23 protein-coding genes and 1 tRNA gene are annotated in these 21,175 nt (G+C 46.1%); 10 read left to right on the top strand and 14 right to left on the bottom strand.

The genetic code is table 11. From position 1 onward, the window contains the following. Positions 1-119: 119 nt before the first annotated feature. The 4 genes from yegQ to ICN13_RS03835 all read left to right on the top strand — a co-directional run bounded on the left by yegQ (position 120) and on the right by ICN13_RS03835 (position 4,699). Positions 120-1,439: a tRNA 5-hydroxyuridine modification protein YegQ gene (gene yegQ, locus ICN13_RS03850; RefSeq protein ID WP_216139043.1), complete on the top strand. Its 1,320-nt coding sequence runs from the start codon at positions 120-122 to the stop codon at positions 1,437-1,439. 3 nt (positions 1,440-1,442) lie between these two features. Continuing rightward, entirely contained in the window at positions 1,443-1,979 is a 537-nt protein-coding gene (locus ICN13_RS03845) for a hypothetical protein (protein ID WP_216139042.1), read from the top strand. Positions 1,980-1,999: 20 nt separating this feature from the next. Beyond that, positions 2,000-2,878 carry a transporter gene (locus tag ICN13_RS03840; RefSeq protein ID WP_216139041.1) on the top strand — a complete coding sequence of 293 codons (879 nt, stop codon included), beginning with the start codon at positions 2,000-2,002 and terminating at the stop codon, positions 2,876-2,878. 72 nt (positions 2,879-2,950) lie between these two features. Further along, positions 2,951-4,699 carry an IlvD/Edd family dehydratase gene (locus ICN13_RS03835; RefSeq protein ID WP_216139040.1) on the top strand — a complete coding sequence of 583 codons (1,749 nt, stop codon included), beginning with the start codon at positions 2,951-2,953 and terminating at the stop codon, positions 4,697-4,699. A 16-nt stretch (positions 4,700-4,715) separates the two neighbouring features. On the opposite strand, the gene ICN13_RS03830 is transcribed toward ICN13_RS03835, so the two are convergent. Both ICN13_RS03830 and ICN13_RS03825 read right to left on the bottom strand, forming a co-directional pair. Beyond that, the gene (locus tag ICN13_RS03830) at positions 4,716-6,392 is read right to left on the bottom strand and encodes an AMP-binding protein (protein WP_216139039.1); all 1,677 of its coding nucleotides are present in this window, start codon (positions 6,390-6,392) and stop codon (positions 4,716-4,718) included. An 8-nt stretch (positions 6,393-6,400) separates the two neighbouring features. Continuing rightward, positions 6,401-6,958: a 5'-methylthioadenosine nucleosidase gene (locus ICN13_RS03825; protein WP_216139038.1), complete on the bottom strand. Its 558-nt coding sequence runs from the start codon at positions 6,956-6,958 to the stop codon at positions 6,401-6,403. 11 nt (positions 6,959-6,969) lie between these two features. On the opposite strand from ICN13_RS03825, the gene ICN13_RS03820 reads away from it, so the two are divergent. Next, complete coding sequence (locus tag ICN13_RS03820; protein ID WP_216139037.1) at positions 6,970-7,488, top strand: adenine phosphoribosyltransferase; 519 nt, start codon at positions 6,970-6,972, stop codon at positions 7,486-7,488. Here ICN13_RS03820 and ICN13_RS03815 read toward each other — a convergent pair. The 5 genes from ICN13_RS03815 to ICN13_RS03795 are packed head-to-tail and all read right to left on the bottom strand — an operon-like array spanning position 7,485 to position 9,290. Continuing rightward, entirely contained in the window at positions 7,485-7,766 is a 282-nt protein-coding gene (locus tag ICN13_RS03815) for a YqjK-like family protein (RefSeq protein ID WP_216139036.1), read from the bottom strand. The genes ICN13_RS03820 and ICN13_RS03815 overlap by 4 nt on opposite strands. Further along, complete coding sequence (locus ICN13_RS03810; RefSeq protein ID WP_216139035.1) at positions 7,763-8,131, bottom strand: phage holin family protein; 369 nt, start codon at positions 8,129-8,131, stop codon at positions 7,763-7,765. The genes ICN13_RS03815 and ICN13_RS03810 overlap by 4 nt, the downstream gene beginning before the upstream one ends. Positions 8,132-8,137: 6 nt before the next feature. Then, entirely contained in the window at positions 8,138-8,473 is a 336-nt protein-coding gene (locus tag ICN13_RS03805; protein ID WP_216139034.1) for a YqjD family protein, read from the bottom strand. 30 nt (positions 8,474-8,503) lie between these two features. Beyond that, positions 8,504-8,965: a Smr/MutS family protein gene (locus tag ICN13_RS03800; protein WP_216139033.1), complete on the bottom strand. Its 462-nt coding sequence runs from the start codon at positions 8,963-8,965 to the stop codon at positions 8,504-8,506. Between the two features lie 25 nt (positions 8,966-8,990). Then, on the bottom strand, positions 8,991-9,290 hold the full coding sequence (locus tag ICN13_RS03795; RefSeq protein ID WP_216139032.1) for a hypothetical protein: 300 nt from the start codon (positions 9,288-9,290) through the stop codon (positions 8,991-8,993). A 368-nt stretch (positions 9,291-9,658) separates the two neighbouring features. Here ICN13_RS03795 and ICN13_RS03790 point away from each other — a divergent pair, with 368 nt between their 5' ends. From ICN13_RS03790 to ICN13_RS03770, 5 genes are read left to right on the top strand one after another with little or no spacing between them, the layout of a single operon-like run. Then, entirely contained in the window at positions 9,659-10,651 is a 993-nt protein-coding gene (locus tag ICN13_RS03790; protein ID WP_216139031.1) for a tripartite tricarboxylate transporter substrate binding protein, read from the top strand. A 6-nt stretch (positions 10,652-10,657) separates the two neighbouring features. Beyond that, positions 10,658-12,163 (top strand): class I adenylate-forming enzyme family protein, encoded by a 1,506-nt coding sequence (locus tag ICN13_RS03785; RefSeq protein WP_216139030.1) that lies wholly within the window; start codon positions 10,658-10,660, stop codon positions 12,161-12,163. A gap of 15 nt (positions 12,164-12,178) precedes the next feature. Further along, on the top strand, positions 12,179-12,967 hold the full coding sequence (locus ICN13_RS03780; RefSeq protein ID WP_216139029.1) for a citryl-CoA lyase: 789 nt from the start codon (positions 12,179-12,181) through the stop codon (positions 12,965-12,967). A 2-nt stretch (positions 12,968-12,969) separates the two neighbouring features. Further along, positions 12,970-13,698 (top strand): SDR family oxidoreductase, encoded by a 729-nt coding sequence (locus ICN13_RS03775; RefSeq protein ID WP_216139028.1) that lies wholly within the window; start codon positions 12,970-12,972, stop codon positions 13,696-13,698. A gap of 50 nt (positions 13,699-13,748) precedes the next feature. Further along, the gene (locus ICN13_RS03770) at positions 13,749-14,516 is read left to right on the top strand and encodes an SDR family NAD(P)-dependent oxidoreductase (RefSeq protein ID WP_370622943.1); all 768 of its coding nucleotides are present in this window, start codon (positions 13,749-13,751) and stop codon (positions 14,514-14,516) included. Positions 14,517-14,566: 50 nt separating this feature from the next. Here the strand turns inward: ICN13_RS03770 and ICN13_RS03765 are convergent, their stop codons facing one another. The 7 genes from ICN13_RS03765 to cysS all read right to left on the bottom strand — a co-directional run bounded on the left by ICN13_RS03765 (position 14,567) and on the right by cysS (position 21,133). Next, the gene (locus ICN13_RS03765; RefSeq protein WP_216139026.1) at positions 14,567-15,142 is read right to left on the bottom strand and encodes a phasin family protein; all 576 of its coding nucleotides are present in this window, start codon (positions 15,140-15,142) and stop codon (positions 14,567-14,569) included. A gap of 166 nt (positions 15,143-15,308) precedes the next feature. Continuing rightward, a tRNA-Ser gene (locus ICN13_RS03760) sits at positions 15,309-15,403 on the bottom strand. A gap of 78 nt (positions 15,404-15,481) precedes the next feature. Further along, a complete protein-coding gene (locus ICN13_RS03755; RefSeq protein ID WP_216139025.1) occupies positions 15,482-16,732 on the bottom strand; it encodes an aspartate kinase in 1,251 nt (416 codons plus the stop codon). 84 nt (positions 16,733-16,816) lie between these two features. Next, positions 16,817-18,112, bottom strand: a complete 1,296-nt coding sequence (gene tilS / locus ICN13_RS03750; protein WP_216139024.1) for a tRNA lysidine(34) synthetase TilS — start codon at positions 18,110-18,112, stop codon at positions 16,817-16,819. Then, entirely contained in the window at positions 18,078-19,049 is a 972-nt protein-coding gene (locus tag ICN13_RS03745; RefSeq protein WP_216139023.1) for an acetyl-CoA carboxylase carboxyltransferase subunit alpha, read from the bottom strand. The genes tilS and ICN13_RS03745 overlap by 35 nt, the downstream gene beginning before the upstream one ends. A gap of 9 nt (positions 19,050-19,058) precedes the next feature. Further along, positions 19,059-19,730, bottom strand: coding sequence for a DNA-3-methyladenine glycosylase (locus tag ICN13_RS03740; protein ID WP_216139022.1), 672 nt, complete (start codon positions 19,728-19,730; stop codon positions 19,059-19,061). Then, positions 19,715-21,133, bottom strand: coding sequence for a cysteine--tRNA ligase (gene cysS, locus ICN13_RS03735; protein WP_216139021.1), 1,419 nt, complete (start codon positions 21,131-21,133; stop codon positions 19,715-19,717). Before cysS ends, ICN13_RS03740 begins: the two co-directional genes overlap by 16 nt. Between the last annotated feature and the right edge of the window lie 42 nt (positions 21,134-21,175).

Here is a 21,175-nt window from a genome sequence, read left to right as displayed (position 1 = left end):
TAAGGGCCAATATAGCATTGCCAAAGATCCTTCAGGCAGGGAAAACCGCTTTTTTAGGTGTTTTTACTTAAGCAATAGGCCAAAACCTAAAATCTCCCAAGAGCCTTAAAATACACCCCATGACCAAGACCCCAGAACTTCTAGCCCCTGCCGGCAGCCTTTCCATGTTGCAAACTGCTTTCGAATTCGGAGCCGATGCGATCTATGCTGGCCAGCCTCGCTATTCTTTAAGAGTTCGCAATAATGACTTTGGCAAGATCGAGGTACTCAAGCAAGGCATTGATACCGCACATAACCTAGGTAAAAAGTTTTACTTGGTTTCTAACCTATTGCCTCACGGTGCAAAAACTCGCACCTATATTAAAGATATGTCACCAGTGGTGGATTTGAAGCCTGATGCTCTCATCATGTCAGATCCTGGTTTGATCATGATGGCTAGAGAAGCATGGCCTGATATGCCGATTCATTTATCAGTGCAAGCCAATACTGTTAATGGAGCATCTGCCAAATTCTGGCGCTCCGTTGGCATTAGCCGAGTGATTCTATCTCGTGAACTGTCTTTTGATGAAATTGAAGAAGTGCGTCAAGATTGTCCCGAAATGGAGCTTGAAGTCTTTGTGCATGGCGCCTTATGTATTGCCTACTCTGGCCGTTGCCTTTTGTCAGGTTATATGTCCCATCGCGACCCCAATCAGGGTGCCTGCACTAATGCTTGTCGTTGGGATTACAAGGTTAAGCCTGGGCAGCAAACTTCTAGTGGTGATGTTGTTTTGCTCCAAGAAGCCCGTCGTCCAGATGAATTGATGCCCATGGAAGAAGATGAGCACGGCACCTACATCATGAACTCCAAAGACTTGCGCGCTGTTGAGCATATCGAGAGATTAACAAAGATGGGGGTTGACTCCTTCAAAATTGAAGGCCGTACCAAATCGCCCTATTACGTTTCACGCACATGTCAGGCCTATCGCTCAGCTATTGATGATGCTGTAGCAGGCAGGCCCTTTAATACGACTCTGCTTGGCAATTTAGAAGGCCTTGCAAATCGTGGCTATACCGATGGCTTTTATGAACGTCATCACGATAAAGAATATCAACTCTATATGCGCGGCCACTCTCTCTCGGGTAGAAGTTTGTACGTTGGCGAAACACTGGATATCGATGTAGCCTCTGGCAGAGTCAAAGTCGATGTTAAAAACCGCTTCTCTGTTGGCGACAAAATCGAAATCATCGAACCTCAAGGTAATCAAGACATTGTCTTAGATGCCATGTGGAATATGGCCGGCGAGCCAATTGATGTTGCTCCAGGATCTGGTCACTTCGTGTGGATCAAGCTACCACTACGCAGTCAGCATGCCTTCATCGCACGCTACACGCATGAGCCAGCACCGGTTGAGACCACGTCAGCCTGCTCTAGCGGCGAGTCTTGCTGTAATGCTTAAGTAATGAAAACAAACTCAAGCACTGAAACTCATTCTGAAGGCATCAAGGAAAAGCTTGAAGGGGAAGCTAAGAAGGCTTTAGTTCTGACTGCTTATTTTGGCACTTGGTTCTGTGCCCTGACTTTTTTAGCCGTCACCAATTCAGAAGGTCATCCGATTACCTTCTCTATTTTTGGGCTTGCCCTCATCAAAGCGGGCCTTTGTGCCAAGTTTATGTTGATAGCCCAGGCCATCTTTCCAATTAAGATCAGTAAAAACCATGGGATTATTAAATCCCTCTTTCTTGAATCACTCTTCTATATTTTTGTTGTTCTGAGTTTGAACTATATTGAAGCCGGAGTTGAGGGGCTGATTCACGGTAAAAACTTTATTGATGCGATGACCAGTTTTGGCCAAAAAAATCCTCTGCATGTCTTAGCCATGACTATGGTTTATTGGCTAATCGTTTGGCCATATCTTGTATTGGTTGGTATCAGATTGGCCCTGGGTGAGGATACGACGCTCAATATCCTTTTTGGCAAAAAAGATTCTGCTGCTTGATTTTTTTGAGGTCTCAAGCTTTGACCTTACACTCAAGAACTCTTTTTTGGATTTTTGCTTTAGGTTTTATATCTGCCAACGTTCAAGCTCAAGAAATTGAAGCCCGTGCTTATTCCAATGCCCCTATTGGTATTAACTTTGTTACAGGCGGTATTGCACAAGTCAAAAGCGGTACATATAAATTAACTACTGAAGCCATTAGCCTGACTCATATCCTCGATGTTGCGGGCCAATCGGGACGAATTAGTCTAGTGCTACCCTATTCTGAATTATCTGGCACTGGCACCTTAGCTGGTCAAGCGATTAATGCATCCGCTGAAGGTCTATCTGATCCAATGATTAAGGCCTCAGTCAACTTATATGGCGCACCTGCACTCTCCGTAAGTGAGTTCAAAAATTATCAACAAGACCTGATTATTGGCGCAAGCCTCGCTGCCTCCATTCCTTGGGGCAAGTACAACAGCGATCAGATGATTAATGTTGGCGGCAATCGCACAGTCATTCAGCCAGGTATCGGCGCTTCGCAAGCAGTGGGTCCATGGCGCCTGGAATTAGCTGGCATGGCCTCGATTTACACCAGCAATGCGAGCTACCTGGGAAGCAATACCTTGTCGCAAAATCCAGTCTATTCAAGTGAAACACATGTCATTTATTACTTCCCAAATACAGCTTGGATATCTGCTGATGCAACCTACTTCTTTGGTGGGCAAACCTATGTCAATAGCATGCCAGTAAGCGGCTCGCAAGAAAACTGGCGCTTTGGTAGCACGCTCTCCTATCCGATTGATAAACATAACTCTATCCGACTGTCCGGAAGCACGGGTGTTTATTCCCGCACCGATACGAGCTATAACGCCGTTGGCATTTCTTGGCAATATCGCTGGGGTGGCGGTTTGTAGGAACTATAACGCTGGCATGACTACAATAAGTCATCAACAGTATTTTTATAATTAATCATTACCGAGACAAATATGAGCACCAAGCCAAAAGATCCTAAAACAGCGCCTGAGACTGGCTTACGTAAGGGCTTAACGAGTTATGGCGATAAGGGATTCTCATTATTTTTACGTAAGGCATTTATCAAGGGTGCGGGCTATACCAATAGCGCATTAGATCGCCCTGTTATCGGCATCATCAATACTGGCAGCGCTTACAACCCATGTCACGGCAATATGCCGCAACTCATTGAGGCGGTGAAACGCGGTGTCATGCTCGCTGGTGGCCTACCGATGGAATTTCCGACCATCTCGATTCATGAGAGTTTTGCTGCGCCTACTAGTATGTATTTGCGCAATCTCATGTCGATGGATACCGAAGAGATGTTGCGTGCTCAGCCAATGGATGCGGTCGTCATGATTGGCGGTTGCGATAAAACTGTCCCAGCGCAAATGATGGGTGCTGCATCAGCAGGCTTACCAGCCATTCAGCTCATTACTGGCTCCATGTTAACGGGCTCACATCGCAGTGAACGTGTTGGTGCATGTACTGACTGTCGTCGCTACTGGGGCAAGTTCCGCGCTGGTGAGATCGATGAAATTGAAAAAGATGAAGTCAATGATCAACTGGTTGCTAGCGTAGGTACTTGCTCGGTGATGGGTACTGCCAGCACCATGGCTTGCATCTCTGAAGCCCTGGGTATGACAGTTCCCGGTGGAGCTACCCCACCAGCAGTCACTGCAGACCGTATCCGAGTTGCAGAAGAAACTGGTACTTGTGCAGTTCAAATGGCTAAAGATGGCTTAACGATTGACAAGATCCTGACTGCAGACGCGTTTGAGAATGCGATTCGTGTATTACTTGCTATTGGTGGGTCTACTAATGGCATTGTTCACTTAGCGGCGATTGCTGGTCGTATGGGCCTAGAGATTGATTTAGATGCCCTGGACAAAATGGGTAATGAAACTCCAGTACTTGTGGATCTAAAACCCTCTGGTGATCATTACATGGAAAATTTCCATGATGCTGGCGGTATGACCACTTTATTGCGCGAACTCAAGCCGCAGTTAAAACTCAATGCAATGACCGTAACCGGCAGGACGCTGGGCGAAGAAATTAATGCAGCACCACCAAGCTTCAAGCAGGATGTTGTTCGCCCATTTGATAAGCCAATCTATCCTCGCGGCAGTATTGCCGTTCTGCATGGCAACCTGGCACCTGGTGGCGCAATCATTAAACAATCCGCAGCAAATGAGAAACTCATGGAGCATGAAGGTCGCGCCGTGGTGTTTGAGAATGCTGAAGATTTAGCCACTCGCATTGACAGTCCCGATTTGGATGTTACGGCCGATGATATTTTGGTTCTAAAGAACATTGGCCCCAAAGGTGCACCTGGCATGCCTGAAGCGGGCTACATCCCTATCCCCATGAAACTAGCACGCGCTGGCGTGAAAGACATCGTTCGCATTTCTGATGGACGCATGAGCGGCACCGCATTTGGAACAATCGTGTTGCACGTTACCCCTGAGTCAGCCATTGGTGGTCCATTAGCGCATGTGCGTAATGGTGATCGCATTCGTTTGAGCGTTAAAAATCGTGAGATTAGCTTATTAATTTCTGATGAAGAGCTGGCTAAGCGTGCTAAAGAAAATCCAATTACATCACCTACTGCTGAACGGGGATACAAGAAGCTATTCTTAGATACTGTTACCCAAGCTGATCAAGGTGTGGACTTTGATTTCTTGAGAGCAGCCAAGATGGTTGGTAAAACTCCACGCAAATAATCGTCTTGCTGTGGATTTATAAGTTTCTGAGCTCTCGGCGCAAAATCTTACCGACATTAGATTTGGGAAGTTCGTTAATAAAGACCACTTTCCGGGGGCGTTTGTAACTGGTCATATGGTCTTTGCAGTATTGCAAGATATCAGCCTCAGTTAAGTGATGGTTATCTCTGACGACATAAGCTTTGACTATTTCTCCTAGCTTACGGTGTGGTACACCAATCACAGCACATTCTCTAATGCCATCCATTTGAACCAATTGATCCTCTACATCATTAGGAAAAACTTTAAAGCCTGCTACCACAATCATGTCTTTCTTACGGTCAACAATTTCTACATAGCCCTCATCCGTGATGAAGCCGATATCTCCTGACTTAAAGAAACCATCGGTAGTCATGCAATGTGCCGTCTCCTCTGGTTTATTCCAGTAGCCCGCCATCACTTGTGGCCCCTGAATACAGATCTCGCCGGGAGTTCCATTTGGTAGCTCAACTTCATCATCATCCAGAATGACAACATCGGTACTCGGTAAAGGCATGCCAATGTGCCCGGTGAAATGTTTTTCTAGAGGCGTGTTCACGCAGACTACAGGCGATGTCTCCGATAAACCATAGCCTTGAGCAATTGGCACACCTGTCAGCGCTTGCCAATGATCAGCTGTTTTCTTATGAACGGCCATACCTCCACCAATCGTGACCAACAAATTGGGAAGTTTTACCTTCTTAAATTCAGGTCGGTGAATCAGTGCATGGAAAAGTGTATTTACACCTGGAAAAATATTGATGTTCGGGTGCTTGATTAGCATTTTGATAAAGCCGGTGATATCGCGTGGGTTAGGCACGAGGACTAAGAGACTTCCTTTAGCAATACCCAGCAAAGCACAGGCCGTTAAAGCAAAGATATGGGTCATAGGTAAGGCACACAAAAATACCAACTGCTGCTCTGGCTTTTGTTTCAAACCAGGATTTAACCAATACTCTATTTGCGCCACATTAGACAGAATATTGCGGTGAAGCAACACGGCCCCTTTAGAGGTTCCAGTAGTGCCACCGGTATATTGCAAGAAGGCAATGTCATCTAGACTAATTTTGGGCTTTTGAAAATGATGCCGACTACCTATATCAAGCGCATCCTTAAAAGTGATGTGGGCAAACTCCCAAGAAGGTATTAACTTTTTAATATCTCTTGCAACCCAATTAATGAGGCGACCTTTGAGGCCCATTAACTCACCTGGGCTACTCACAATCACTTGCACAATAGTCTTGATAGGATTTACTTCTTGATAGATGTGAGCAAAGTTTTCCATTACCACCAGAACTGCTGCCCCACTATCAAGTAATTGCGCCTCAAGCTCTCGCGCTGTATAGAGTGGATTGATATTGACCACTACATAACCGGCCCTCAGAGTGCCAATCATTGCCACTAGGTACTCTATGACGTTAGGATACATTAAGGCAACACGTGCACCCTTCTCTAAGTTCAGGGTTTGTAAATAGGAAGCAAAGTCATGGGAGAGTTTGTCGAGCTCTCTGTATGAGAAAAACCCACCCATCGCCTCCACAGCTTTCCGCTTGCCAAAGCGCGTAAGGCACTCATCAATTAACTCAGTCAACGATGTATGACTTAGAGGTCCAATCTCATGAGGAACGCCTTGTGGATAATTTTTTAGCCAAGGCTTAGAGGTATCTAGGGCCATATCAGTACTTAACTCAGCAGTTGTCTTAACTTCTGGATAAATAGATCTTGTCCATGGTTTACTTTTTCCTGCCAATCATTACCTGAGCTCTCATTTGCATCATCCGTAATGTACTTATACGAATGCCACGGAATTTGGTGGTGATTAGCAACATAAGCTATAGCAAATAACTCCATATCTACCAGATCTACCCCTTGACTCAGTAACCAAGGATCGGAAGCAGTGACAGAGCTATCACCGGAGCCACAAACGTACTTTCCGGAGGAAAGATATTCGAACGGTCTCTCGCAAAATGGTGTCTTGCCTCTTGGCGCAAGAGGCTCAGCCATCATATCGCGCTGAATCACTTTACCAATGTGGAGCAAACCATCTAATTGAGGATTAATTTTTCCTGCGGTACCAAAGTTCATGATCGCACTGGGGTTAAATTGATCAATTGCCTTCATGCTCGCTAATGCCGCATTAATTTTTCCAAGGCCCGAGTAAACAATCTCCACCCCTGTTGGGAGTACATTGCGCTTGAGCTCGGATTCCAATGCGGTGATAATGAGGAGATCTGTTTTCATGTCTGCCATTAATGAATTTATTAGATTATCTACCCGGAGTGCCCAATTTTCCGAAACCTGGAATTCTCTTTAGGGATATCTCACCATTATTGGCTAATCCAGCAGCCTTCAAAGAGGCTATTGCTCAAATAGAGGCCCTGGCACAGTCCTTTGACTATACCCATATTTTAGGCATTGAATCCAGGGGCTTTATTTTTGGCTCTGCTCTTGCGCATCATGCTCATAAAGGCCTCGCTCTTGCCAGGAAACCCAATAAGCTTCCGCTTGCCACTCATAAAGAATTCTACGGCCTGGAATATGGCTCTGACTCCCTGGAGATTCAACAGTCAAGCATTCCCAATAATGCAAAGATTTTGCTGATTGATGATGTATTAGCCACAGGCGGAACACTGATTGCTGCCAATAAATTATTACGTAGCGCCGGATTCGAAGTGTGTGGCGCAATTACCTTGCTGGAAATCTCGTTCTTAAATGGCAAGCAACTGCTTGATCAACATGGAATCACCAATAAATCGGTACTGGTAAGCTAGATTAGCTTCTTGGCACTTTTCAAAAGCTTCATTGCACCCCAACCTACAGCAAGGAACTTACTGGCTAACTTAGGTCTGTAGTGCGCCAGCGCTGCGAATGCACTAGTCCAGAGAATTGGATTATTTTTTAGAAAATGAAATGTATCAACACCTTTGTCAGCCCAAGAGAGCGGTTTCTCCCAGACCTCAAAGTGTTCTGAAAATTGTTTGCGCTCTCGGCTAGCCTGGGCTCTAAGCTCATGCTGACGAAGCTCCAAATCTTTTAAGGTAGCGCTCATTTGGAGAGCGCCTCACGATCCTTAGCAAGTTCAGCAATAGATGCCTCAAATAATTTGGGCATAGTACGCAATGATTGCATGATCAGTACGGCCAGAATAAGGCCAATCAATAGAAAGGCGCTCGTCAGAACACCGAGAGCCATCATGCGATCAGACTCCCAGCTATAGATGACAATGAATAATGCGAGCATGACCAAGCCAAAGAATAAGAAAAACAAGGCACTCACAATCATTACTAGCAAGCTGATGAATTTGGATCTAGCAATTTGTACATCAACCGAGATTAGCTCTAAGCGAGTTTGCGCAATCGATGCGCCAGTAGATGCTAAGTTTTTAATCGATGACAGTAAATTTTCTTGGGACATATCAGCCTAGCGACGACGAATAAATAGACCAATTAATAAGCCTAGTCCAGCGGCAACTCCCACTGCCTCCCAAGGATTGCGATGTACAAAGTCATCCGCACTCTCAGCGGCGGCTTTCGCCTTATCGGCCAACTGGCCTTCAATACCAGAAAGACTTTCTTTAGCGCCAGCAATAGTCTCAAGGGCTTTGGATCGGATTGATCCAAGAGCGCCATCTGCATGACCCTCTGTTGCCTTTATTAATGCTTCAGCATCGGCCATGAGCGCTTTGAATTCTCCAATTAACTGGTCAGAACTCGCTGCAGCTGCTTCTGTTGCAATATTGGATTTTTTGGCTGCCATGGGAATGATCCTGATTGAGATATCTCTATTCTAAGCACTTCCTGGGTGAGCTCCTAACAATAACACCGTCATACCAGCATTACCTTCTTTGAAGCGTTTTAGGTATCTCTTTAATCCTGGACGTCTTTTTAATAGCGTCTGGTAGGCCTCTGTTCCATAAGCCACATTCTCGCCAAAGAAGTACTCAATGACACGATCTGAATAGCGGTTGTTTTCCAGGGCATCATGAATTGCCCATTTAATCCGACCACCCTCTCCGCTTGAGCCATATCCATGAATCAGAATAATTGCTTTTATTCCAAGATCTAGGCATTTACGAAGTTGTTCGGTGAGCTCATCCAGAGCTTCCTCAACATAGGGGCTACCTTGCTTGATGTTAATTTCGATTGTGTCGGTACTTAGTGTGGGTAAATGATCAGAGCCACAATGCGGACACTGATTAAACAATGCCCGCACATTTCCGCAATCAGGACACTCCGCAGTAGATGGCACTCTTAATACTCTAAAGCCTTTGCCATTAAGAGCAGTACCTGCCTTCTAGAGTGGCTACATCAGTTGATTTGTCGTCAATCATCAGATTTAAAGCTCTTTGTGCGATCTCGCGATTCTCTGGAGTTTTCAGATGGGTATTAATGAGGCTAGATACATCTTTTCTAATTGATGTATTGCCATAGCGCAAGCCTTTTAATGTTGATACGGCTTCAGCAGAAATTTGGCATTGTTGACTCACCAATGCCGATGAATCTGATGGTTTGGTATTGGCGTAAGCAAATGCGGCTACAGAAATTGATACAGCTGCTAATAGAGTCTTTTTCATCTTAGTTCCTTATTTTGTGACCACATGTTGGGCAACAACCCACTTCTTTCGCCTTTGTCTTTCTTAGAGCGGCATACACACTGGATTCTGAAATTTGCATTTTTCTGGCTGCTTGAGCAGCAGTCATGCCCTTCCCCACCCACTCCAAGGCTTGATGTGTTTTCGGTATTTGTCTCTTCATTTCATCTCCCAGTTCTTACACTATATCACAACTTGTGAAGTTGTGAAGTTGTGAAGTTTAATAATTAACTAGTGATATACCCTAATAAACGGGTTTTACAAGCGCCTGTATGCCGCCGGCACCAAGAACGCATCTGGGCTACTTTGGTGTTATAAATACTGAATAATTAAGAAACTGGAGGAGAACTATGTCTTTGCATTTCACGCCCAAAAAAGGCTTGCTGATTATTTTTGCCGCCCTGATTACTGCTATTTCAGTTCCGGCATTTGCGCAATCCTCTGCAGGATGGCCTACAAAACCAATCAAGATTATTGTTGGCTACTCTGCTGGCGGGGCAACCGATGTATTAACGCGTTTGATTTCTGTCAGCATGAGCAATACGCTGGGCCAATCCATTGTTGTAGAAAATCGCCCTGGTGCGAACAGCAACGTAGGCGCTGAGCTTGTGGCTCGCTCACCTGCCGATGGTTATACGTTATATGCCTTCTCTATAGCAAATACCATCAACGCTACGCTTTACCCTAATTTGAGCTATGACCCTATTAAAGATTTTGAGCCGATTGGCATGATGGCCAAGATTCCCAATATTTTGGTTGTAAATCCGAGCTTGCCTGTAAAAACCGTAGCAGACTATGTGCGCTATGCGAAAGACTCAAAGGATGGCGTAACCTTTGCATCCTCGGGAAGCGGTTCATCCATTCACCTTTCCGGCGAAATGTTTAAGATGCAAGCAAAAATCCAAATGCTGCATATTCCATACAAGGGTAGCGCTCCTGCGGTAACCGATTTGCTTGGCGGTCAGGTTGAGTCGATGTTTGATAACGCACCTTCTGCCTTACCCCATATTAAAGCCGGAAAACTGCGTCCGATTGCTGTGACTAGCGCTCAACGCTCGCCATTTTTGCCAGATGTGCCTACGATTGCTGAATCAGGCTATCCAGGGTTTGATGTCCAGTCCTGGTTTGCGTTGGTTGCCCCAGCAGGGACTCCAAAACCGATCATCACGCAATTAAATACAGCACTGAATAAAGCACTCAACTCGCCTGAAGTTCGTCAGCGTATGCAAGAGTTAGCTGCAACTCCAGAGCCTGGAAGCCCTGAAAAGATGGCTGCATTTGAAGCTTCTGAAGTGAAACGCTGGCGCGATGTTGTGAAGGCGTCTGGTGCTAAAGCTGAATAATTACTAATGTTTCCAATTGATTTTTTTTGGAGGGCCGCGCAGCGTTGGCCTGATCGTATTGCCATTGATACTCCGCAAGGGCCAATTTATTTTGCGTCTTTAGCAAAACGCGTTAAAGCACTTGCGGCTGGGCTTGCTGCATTAGATCCAACCCTGCAGAGTCGGGTTGCTATTTGCGCAGGCAATAGCGCTGATCACATTACTGCACTGCTGGCTATTTTGGCATGTGGCAAGGTATGGATTCCACTCAATCCCAAGAGCACCCATCCTGAAATACAGCGCATCATCAATGTCACTGAGCCATCGATCGTGATTTTGGATGCCGCCAATCAAGACCTACTCCAGGGCGCCCCCGGGGCTTGGATTTATACCGGTCCAGACTCAAGCTCTGCAGCTCGCAGCATGGATGAGTTAATTGACTTGCATGAGGATGCTCCACAACCTTCTTTTGAGCTACCTCAAGATGCGATTCAGGCAATCAAATTTACGGGTGGCACTACTGGCGCGCCTAAAGGTGTCATGCAGCCCTATCGAGCATGGATGGCAAACATTAGCAACCAGATTCATGTATGGGGGTTTGATGAACATGAACGCTATGTCGTCGCTGCACCAATTACACATGGCACTTCTACCTATATCGTACCGATTCTTGCTCAAGGTGGTTGCCACGTAATACTGGATGGCCAAGGTGCAGAGGTTGTCAGATCTGCCTTTAAAGAGCGTGACGGGACTGTTTGCTTTATGCCGCCTACTTTGGTTTATATGCTAATGGCTTTGCCTAATGCATCACGCAATGATTTCCCTAAATTGCGTAGACTCATTTACGGTGGTGCACCGATGCCTCCTGAGCAAGTTCGCAAAGTACGTGATTTCTTTGGTCCAGTATTAGGAACTACGTATGGTCAAACTGAAGCGCCCCAAATTTTGACTGTAATGCGTCCTGAAGATTTTGAAGATCCAAATAACTGGGCAGCGGTTGGTCGCCCAACTTGGTTTAGTGATGTGGCGATCATGTCACCAGAAGGAAAATTATTACCAACCGGTGAAATCGGTGAAGTAGTTGCGCGGGGTGACTTGCTAATGAATGGTTACTGGCGTATGCCAGAGAAGACGGCTGAAACTATTATTGATGGCTGGCTTCATACCGGCGATCGTGGCCTGATTGACTCAAGAGGGTTTCTCTATCTAAAAGATAGGCTCAAGGATATCGTGATCACAGGTGGGTTTAACGTCTACCCAGTGGATGTAGAAAACGCGCTGAGCCAGCACCCAGCTGTCCATGAATGCCTTGTCTTTGGCCTGCCAGATGAAAAATGGGGTGAAACTGTACAAGCTGCCGTTCAACTACATCCTGGACAACATGTTGATGAAGCTACACTCATTACCTTTGTGCGTAATCTTCTAGGCCCAGTACAAACACCTAAACATATTCATTTTTACGAGAGTCTGCCGCGCTCTAACGTCGGTAAATTACTCAAAAGTGCCGTGATAAATACTCTCTCCACAAATTGAACAGCGATATAAATTATGACAAGCCAAAATTCTCAGAAGACTCCCATCACCGGACTTTGTACTCACACTCTTACTAGCTTGCATTACCGAAATGCAGATTTAGTTGAAGACTTGATGGGGAAAAAGACTTTTACTGAAGTCATGTTGATGCAAATTTTAGGAAGAGAACCACGTGGGGTTGATATCCGCATCACTGATGTTGTTCTCATCGTTCTAATGGAGCATGGTCTTACTCCTAGTGCAATTGCCACAAGACTTATTTATATGAGCGCCCCTGAAAACCTTCAAGGCGCTGTTTCGGCAGGCTTATTGGCAGTCGGAAGCTCCTTTATTGGCACTATGGAAAATTGCTCGGGACTACTGGATCGTATTACGGCAGCTCCAGACCCCTATGCGGAAGCGCTAAGCATTGCGCAACACTACAAAAAGATTAAAGCAGCAGTACCTGGCTTCGGACACCATTTGCATAAACCAATAGATCCCCGCGCCTACAAGCTCCTCGAAATGGGTCGCGCTGAAAAGGAATTGAAAGGTGATCATATTCGAGCGCTTGAAACTCTATCTAAGGCAGTAGATGAGGTGGCTGGTCGACCCATCACCATTAATGCTACCGGTGCAGTTGCTGCGCTCTTAGGGGAAATTGGAATACCAACCGCTGTGATGCGAGGATTTGCCGTAATCTCACGATCTGCAGGCTTAGTGGCACACATTGTTGAAGAACAGCAAAGCCCATCTGGTCGGTTTATTTGGGATACCGTTGAACATGCCATTCCTTTTGTGGATGGCGCAAATAAAATCGGCTAGGCATGCATAGTCATCAAGATAGAGTTCTGATTACTGGGGCTAGTCGCGGTATTGGCAGGGCAATAGCTAAACGCCTCATTGATGACGGCCTGCAGGTATTGAATCTAGATAAAGAGGCTCCAGAAAAGCTATTCGGCCAGGAAATCTTTGTACAGGTAGATCTTGCCGATGAAACAGCTTTGCGATCTGCGCTAACTGAGCTGGTCTCAAAGCACCCCATTACCCGTCTTGTTAATAATGCAGGGATTGTTCGCCCTGCAAACATCGACGCAACCACTAGCGCGGATTTAGCCGCAGTCATTAAAGTCAATCTTTCAGCAGCTATTATTTGTGTGCAAGCCTTGTTACCTGGTATGAGAGCGGCACGTTTTGGTCGCATCATCAATATCTCCAGTCGTGCAGCATTAGGCAAAGCCGAACGCATTGCGTATTCATCCAGTAAAGCTGCGCTCCTTGGTTTTACCCGGACATTAGCGCTAGAAGTTGCAATTGATGGCATTACAGTAAATGCTATTGGCCCTGGCCCCATTGCTACAGAACTCTTTAATAGCGCCAATCCACCAGGTGCAGCCGCTACACAGCGGATATTAGAAAGCGTCCCTCTGGGACGCATTGGTCAACCCGATGAGGTAGCACACTTAGTGGCATCTCTATTAGATGAACGTGCTGGCTTTACGACGGGACAAGTTATTTACGTTTGTGGCGGCATGACTGTTGGGCTTACACAGTGAGGAAACATCCGCCCGCGCTCCCTCTTGATCTAACTGGCAGAGTAGTTTTTGTGTCCGGTGGCGGATCCGCTGGACCAGGCTGGAGTATTGGACGAGCTTCAAGCGTGACGTATGCACGCCTGGGCGCCAAAGTCTGCGTAGTAGATTGTGACCGCACATCTGCAGATGAAACGACTGCGATTATCTTGAATGAGGGTGGAATTGCCTCCACTTTTATTGGTGATATCTCCATTGAAGGAGATGTCAAAAGATTGTTTACCGAAGCCCGTAACTGCTATGGCGCCATCGATGTACTGCATCACAATGTTGGCATTGGAAAAGTGGGCGGTCCAATGGAAACCAGTGCTGAAGACTTTGATCGCATCCACAACGTGAATGTTCGCAGCCTTCTATTAACCTCTCAAGAGGTGCTGCCTGAGATGCAAGCTAGGCGCACAGGCAATATTATTGCCATCTCCTCTGTAGCAGCCATGCGTTATTTGGGCTATCCACATTTAGCTTATAGCGTCACCAAGGCAGCGAATACGCAATTTATTCGAATGATTGCTCAGCAGTATGCTGGTAGCGGCATTCGCGCTAATACTGTGGTGCCAGGACTCATTGACACCCCTCGCATTGCAAATACTGTAGCAAAAATGTTTTCTACGGATAATCTAGATGAAGCGCGCGCTGCACGTGATCGTCAAGTACCAGTGGGCCATATGGGAACTGCATGGGATGTCGCCCATGCCTGCGCATTTTTAGTATCTGATGCAGCCTCTTACATCACCGGCACTGAGCTGGTTGTCGATGGCGGTATAACAGGTAAATATGTTTAGCAAATAAAAAGCCGCCCGAGGGCGGCTTTTGCAATACAGGTAAAACTGAATTAAGCAGCTAATTTAGCAGCAGACTTCTTGCTTGATTTACCAGCGTATTGGCCTTGAATGTTTGCCAATGCTGCATCAACACTCTTCTCGAAGTTTGCGAAAGCATCAGTTGCTGTAGCGCGAACTTGGTCAAACTGTTGGAGTGAAGCATCAAATGCTGTTTGGAATGCAGATACAAAAGCTTCTGCGCCAGCTGGTGCAGTTTTAGTAGCTTCTTTAACAAACTTAACTAAATCAGCACGTGCATCATCAATTGAAGCATCAACTACTTGAGCAACTTCTTTATTGCCATTGCGAACAACTTGGTTCACTTTAGCTTGGTAAGCAGCAGCGTACTTAGCAGCTTCTTGAGCAGCTTCTGGCTGAGCCAACTTAGCCAATTGCTGTGGATCTTTGATTGCTAACAACTGTGAACTTGTATCTTGTGCAGCAGCCAATGCATCTTTTGCAGCGGCTTGGTTGATTTCTGCCAATTCTTGGGCGCTTTCAACAGCTACTTGAGCCAAATGTTTTGCAGTTTCAACGGCTTTAGCTTGAGCTTGAGCGATTTGATCGTTTAATTGAGTTTGAAACATGACTTCTCCTAATTGGTTGGTTTATTGCGATGCACCATTGTATACATATAAATGCTGTGCTGCAACATTTAGTTGCAAAATTACCAATAGTTATTTTTAATAGGGAAGTTATAGACAACAAAAAACCCAATAACTCATTGAATTTACTGGGTTTATTTGAAAATACTGGCGGAGACGAGAGGATTCGAACCTCCGATCAGAGTTTTAGCCCCGATGCTCCCTTAGCAGGGGAGTGCCTTCGACCAGCTCGGCCACGTCTCCGTATTTCTAACTCTTTACAACGCCCTACAGTTTAACGGATAACCGCTTCAGAGGGGTTTTTACTGCCCTTTTGCCTTCTTACTTCTGATCTAGCTCAAATGCCTTATGAAGCGCTCTAACAGCCAGCTCCATGTACTTCTCGTCAATTACTACTGAGATCTTGATCTCACTAGTAGAGATCATCAAAATATTGATACCTTCTTCTGACAAGGTGCGGAACATTTTGCTAGCAATGCCAACATGCGAACGCATACCCACTCCAACTACTGAAACCTTAGATACCTTAGGATCGCCTGAGATCTCTTTCGCTTCGATGTGTGCTTGAACTGTGTTCTTGAGTAGGTCCAATGCTTTTTGATAATCAGCACGCGGGACAGTAAAGGTAAAGTCAGTCTTACCATCTACGGATTGATTCTGAATAATCATGTCAACGTCAATATTGGCGTCGGCGATTGGGCCCAAAATTTGATATGCAATACCTGGGCGATCAGGAACTCCTAAAACGGTAATCTTCGCTTCATCACGCGCAAAGGCGATGCCGGAAATAACTGCGGCTTCCATAGTGCTGTCCTCTTCAAATGTAATCAAGGTGCCCGACTTCATTTCAATGTCTAAAGGCATCAATGGGTCTGTCAAGGAAGACAGAACCCGGGTTTTAACTTTGTACTTACCAGCAAACTCAACTGAACGAATCTGCAAGACCTTTGAGCCCAAGCTGGCCATTTCTAGCATCTCTTCAAAAGTAATCTTGTCTAGTCGACGTGCATCTTCACAAACTCGTGGGTCAGTTGTATAAACACCATCAACGTCGGTATAGATCAAGCACTCGTCTGCTTTTAGTGCAGCAGCCATAGCAACTGCGGAAGTATCTGAACCTCCACGACCCAAGGTAGTGATATTGCCATCAGGGTCCACACCTTGGAACCCAGTAACCACTACTGCTTTGCCAGCATTCAAATCACTGAGAATTTTTTTGTCGTCAATACTCTTAATGCGGGCTTTAGTAAAAGCAGAATCGGTATGAACTGTTACCTGCCAGCCGGCATAACTAACCGCATCAACACCTTCACGCATCAATGCCAAGGCTAGCAAGCCAGAGCTAACTTGTTCACCTGTTGAGGCAATCTGGTCTAACTCACGTGGATTGGCATCAGGATTAATTTCTTTTGCCAAGCCCAGCAGGCGATTGGTTTCGCCTGACATAGCTGAAGGCACCACAACCACCTGATGGCCAGCGCGCATCCATTTAGCAACACGTTTAGCGACATTCGCAATGCGCTCCGTTGAGCCCATTGAGGTGCCACCATATTTATGAACGATAAGAGCCATAAAAACCGTCTATTTCACTATCTATAACAGGAAATGAATTTCCTGGGGATCAAAAAGGCCTTATTTTACAGGGTTTTAAACCTGCTAAGCCTTCTGTTGCCACTCGGGTCGCACCCTAGGCCCAGAGTGAACCATATGTGGATAGCTCAGGCCCACCCCTGCAACAGCGATCAAATCACCATTGATATACAGCAAAGGCGCCTTACGTTCCCATGGGGGAATATCACCCTCTTGAAAGAGATTTTTGAGGGTCTTGCGCGGCGTATTGGCTTTAATTTGGATCTTTTCTGATCCAGACCTCTCTTTTTGGGTAATCAAACCGTTTTTCTGGGCATCTCTAATCCATTGGCTTGGAAGCCCGGGAGCTTTACTAGAACTAGGAATGGTTTTAAAAACCCATTCACCACCCTTTGCATCCTCAACTTGCAAAATGCCACGCCAAAGCCGAATAATGCTTTGGTCATGAGCCCACTCTAGTTGAGCACCCGCTTTTACTGCCTGAAGATCGCGCCACCATGCAGCTAGCCGTTCTTGTGATGGCATTGTCAGACCATTTGCCTTTAACCAATACCTCAATACATTATTGGCGGCCGGTAAATCATTTTGTGCCAACCCAAGCAATTGCTGATGCCCGACTCCATTTTTCAAAAGAATGGTTTTACCGTCATGTATAGCCAAGCGATCCAGCAAGCCTTGGGCCTCGCCAAGTAATCCTGCGCTTCGCGCCAGGTTAGCAATTGCTTCAGGTTGAATTTTTTCTAACGCGGGGATGATTGATTTACGAATTGCATTACGACGATATTTAGCATCTTGATTGCTAGGATCTTCAATCCATTTGAGCTTGTGCTCTTTTGCATAAGCCTCGAGGTCTTTTCTGCTTTGCCCCAATAAAGGACGCCAGAGGGTGACCTTGCCCTCCCTCGCATTTAGCTCGCGGCTAGCCGGCATGCCAGCTAGGCCCGCAACACCAGCGCCTCGCAGGAGCTGCAAGAGCGTCGTTTCTGCCTGATCATTTTGGTGATGTGCCAGCAGCAAGTCTTCAATGCCATATTCAGCGCAGAGATCTGCGAGGGCCTCGTAACGTTCTGCTCTCGCCCTAGCTTCAACATTGCCCTGCTCTTCACCTTTTAAATGCAGTAGACGAAAATCAAAATGCACTTGATATTTTTTTGCAAGCTTCTCACAAAAGATCAACCAGTCATCAGCCTGTTTTTGCAAACCGTGATGAATATGAAAAACGTAGATCGCAGAAGATTTATTATTAGCTTGGGCTTTAAAAACTGTATCGAGCAGCACAACCGAATCGAGGCCGCCACTTAAGGCAACCGCAATTCGCTTTCCAAGCCTAGGACTTAGCTGTGATTTCCTTGAACTTGCCATAACTCATTAGACGATCATGACGACGCTCAAGGAGTGAATCTACCTTCATGCCATCAAAAGTCTTGATTGACTCACTAAGAGCCTTACGCATATTGGCCATCATGGTGTCATAGTCGCGATGAGCGCCGCCTACTGGCTCAGCCACAATCTTATCGATCAAGCCCAGCGCCTTTAAGCGTTGTGCAGTTAAACCCAATTGTTCTGCAGCCTCTGGGGCCTTATCAGCCGTCTTCCATAGAATTGAAGCACATCCTTCTGGGGAGATCACTGAGTAGGTAGAGTTTTGCAGCATCAGTACTACATCACCCATGGCAATTGCTAGAGCGCCGCCCGAGCCACCCTCGCCAATAATCGTCGCAATAATGGGCACCTCTAATTCAGCCTGTACATAGAGATTGCGGCCAATCGCTTCTGATTGATTGCGCTCCTCAGCATCAATGCCCGGAAAAGCTCCAGGAGTATCCACAAAGGTAAAGACAGGAATACCAAACTTTTCTGCAAGGCGCATCAGGCGCATCGCTTTGCGATAACCCTCAGGACGGCTCATACCAAAGTTACGAAGAGCGCGCTCTTTGGTGTCGCGACCTTTTTGATGGCCAATGACCATACATGGTTGATTGTCAAAACGCGCCAGGCCGCCGATGATGGATTGGTCATCAGCAAAAGTACGATCGCCATGTAATTCATGAAAGTCAGTAAATAGTGCGCTGACATAATCTAGAGTGTAAGGACGCTGTGGATGACGTGCTACTTGGGATACTTGCCAAGGCGTTAAGTTGGCGTAAACATCTTTAGTAAGCTGCTGACTTTTTTCAGAAAGCGTTTTGATCTCATCGGAAATATCTACCGATGATTCATCTTGTACAAAACGCAGCTCTTCGATCTTTGTTTCTAATTCTGCGATTTGCTGCTCAAAATCCAGGAAAGTCGTTTTCATAGTCTGATTTTAATATTCAACTGGGATGGGGTCGATACTTCTCCACATATACCAAGTGGCAACCGTACGCCACGGGGCCCAGTTGGCCGCTACCTCCCGCGCCTCATGGCGGCTGACAGGCTCACCACTGAAGTAATTGAGGGAAATAGCCTTAATTAGACCAACATCGTCTAAAGGCAGGATATTAGGGCGAACCATATTGAAAATCAGGAACATTTCAGCGGTCCAGCGCCCAATACCCCGAATAGAGCTCAATTCCTTAATAACGCTCTCATCATCCATATCTTTCCATTGATTGGCATGGAGGCGACCAGAATCGAAGTGATCAGCTAAATCGCGGATATATTCCACCTTACGACCGGATAAACCAGCGGCTCGCAATTCTTCTACGGTAAGCGCCAAAATATTTTTAGGATTAATTTTTTTCTTACTGGCAATCACTACCCGATCCCAAACTGCTTGTGCGGCAGCAACAGAAATTTGTTGCCCGACGATTGCTCTAGCTAATGTTGTAAAAGCATCACCGCGTGTTACCAAAAAACCAGAACCATACTTAGGAATTAACTTTTTGAGAATGCGATCCTGCTTCATAAGCTCGCGGCAAGCTTGCTCCCAATACTCTGGGGCAACTTCTTGCAAGATTGATTTTTCTTTTACCGTAGTCACTAAGCTCTTCGCCATTCTGTCAAGCCGCCTGGCTTATCTTCCAAAACTACACCTTGGTCCAACAGTGTTTTTCGAATCAAATCCGACTTAGCAAAATCTTTTGCTTGCTTAGCAGCCTGGCGTTGGGCAATTTGTTCTTCAATTTGAGCTGGACTTAAACCACTCTCTTGTTTTGACCCTGCCTGCAAGAATTCGGTAGGGTCACGTTGCAAGAAATGAAGCGATGCAGCAAGAGACTTTAAGGTGCTTGCTAGCGCTTGTTTTTCGGCACCCTGGGCACGATTGACTTCGCTTGCTAGATCAAATAGCACGGCAATGGCTTCCGGGGTATTGAAGTCGTCATTCATGGCATCAGTAAAGCGCTTAGCCCAAGGGTTGTGGCTATCCAAAGGGCTAGTTTTAGCCTGGGCTTGAGCTAAGGACGTGTACAGCCTCACCAAGCCAGCACGAGCCTCTTCCAGTTGTGCATCACTGTAATTGATTGGGCTTCGATAGTGCGCCTTGAGCATGAAGAAACGCAGCACTTCTGGATCAAAGCGTTTCAGAACATCACGAATTAAAAAGAAGTTGCCCAAAGATTTAGACATCTTCTCTTCATTCACACGAATGTGGCCGTTATGCATCCAGTAATTGACAAATGGGGCATCGTCGTCTTGACGATTTTTGCCATACAAAGCACCTTCACTTTGGGCAATCTCATTTTCATGATGAGGGAACTGCAAGTCAGCACCCCCGCCATGAATATCAAAATGCTCACCCAGCAAGTCGCAAGACATTGCAGAGCACTCGATGTGCCAACCTGGTCGACCCTCACCCCATGGGGATGCCCAGCGGGTGTCTGCAGGCTCTTGTGGTTTGGCGCTCTTCCAGAGAACAAAATCCAAAGGATCTCTTTTGCCGCTATCAATTGCTACGCGTTCACCAGCATTGAGTTCGTCTAGAGACTTGCCAGAAAGCTGACCATACCTTGGAAGTAAACGAACCGCAAAATTAACATCGCCGTCGTCTACTTGATATGCCAACTCATTTTCAATCAGCTTGCCAATCATGCCCTGCATTTGGGAAATGTAATCCGTTGCTCGCGGCTCTTGATCAGGGCGCATTAAACCCAACTCATCGGAGTCAGCATGCATAGCATCAATAAAGCGATTCGTCAGCGCAGAAATGGATTCGCCATTATCTATGGCGCGGTTAATAATCTTGTCATCAATATCAGTGATATTGCGGACATAGAGAACTTCGTAACCGCTGGCACGCAACCAACGAACAACCATATCAAACACAATCATGACCCTAGCGTGCCCAATATGGCAGAAGTCATAAACTGTCATGCCACAGACATACATCTTCACCTGACCCGGCACGATGGGCTTAAATACCTCTTTAGAGCGGCTAAGGGTGTTATAGATTTGCAGCATATGGCTATAAAGGTGGGGCAAGTAGCGCCAATTTGTTAGACT

It is taken from the genome of Polynucleobacter sp. MWH-Berg-3C6 (assembly GCF_018881855.1).
GTDB lineage: Bacteria > Pseudomonadota > Gammaproteobacteria > Burkholderiales > Burkholderiaceae > Polynucleobacter.
Note: the sequence above shows the minus strand (reverse complement) of the source record. Positions and strands in the feature narration are given on the sequence as shown.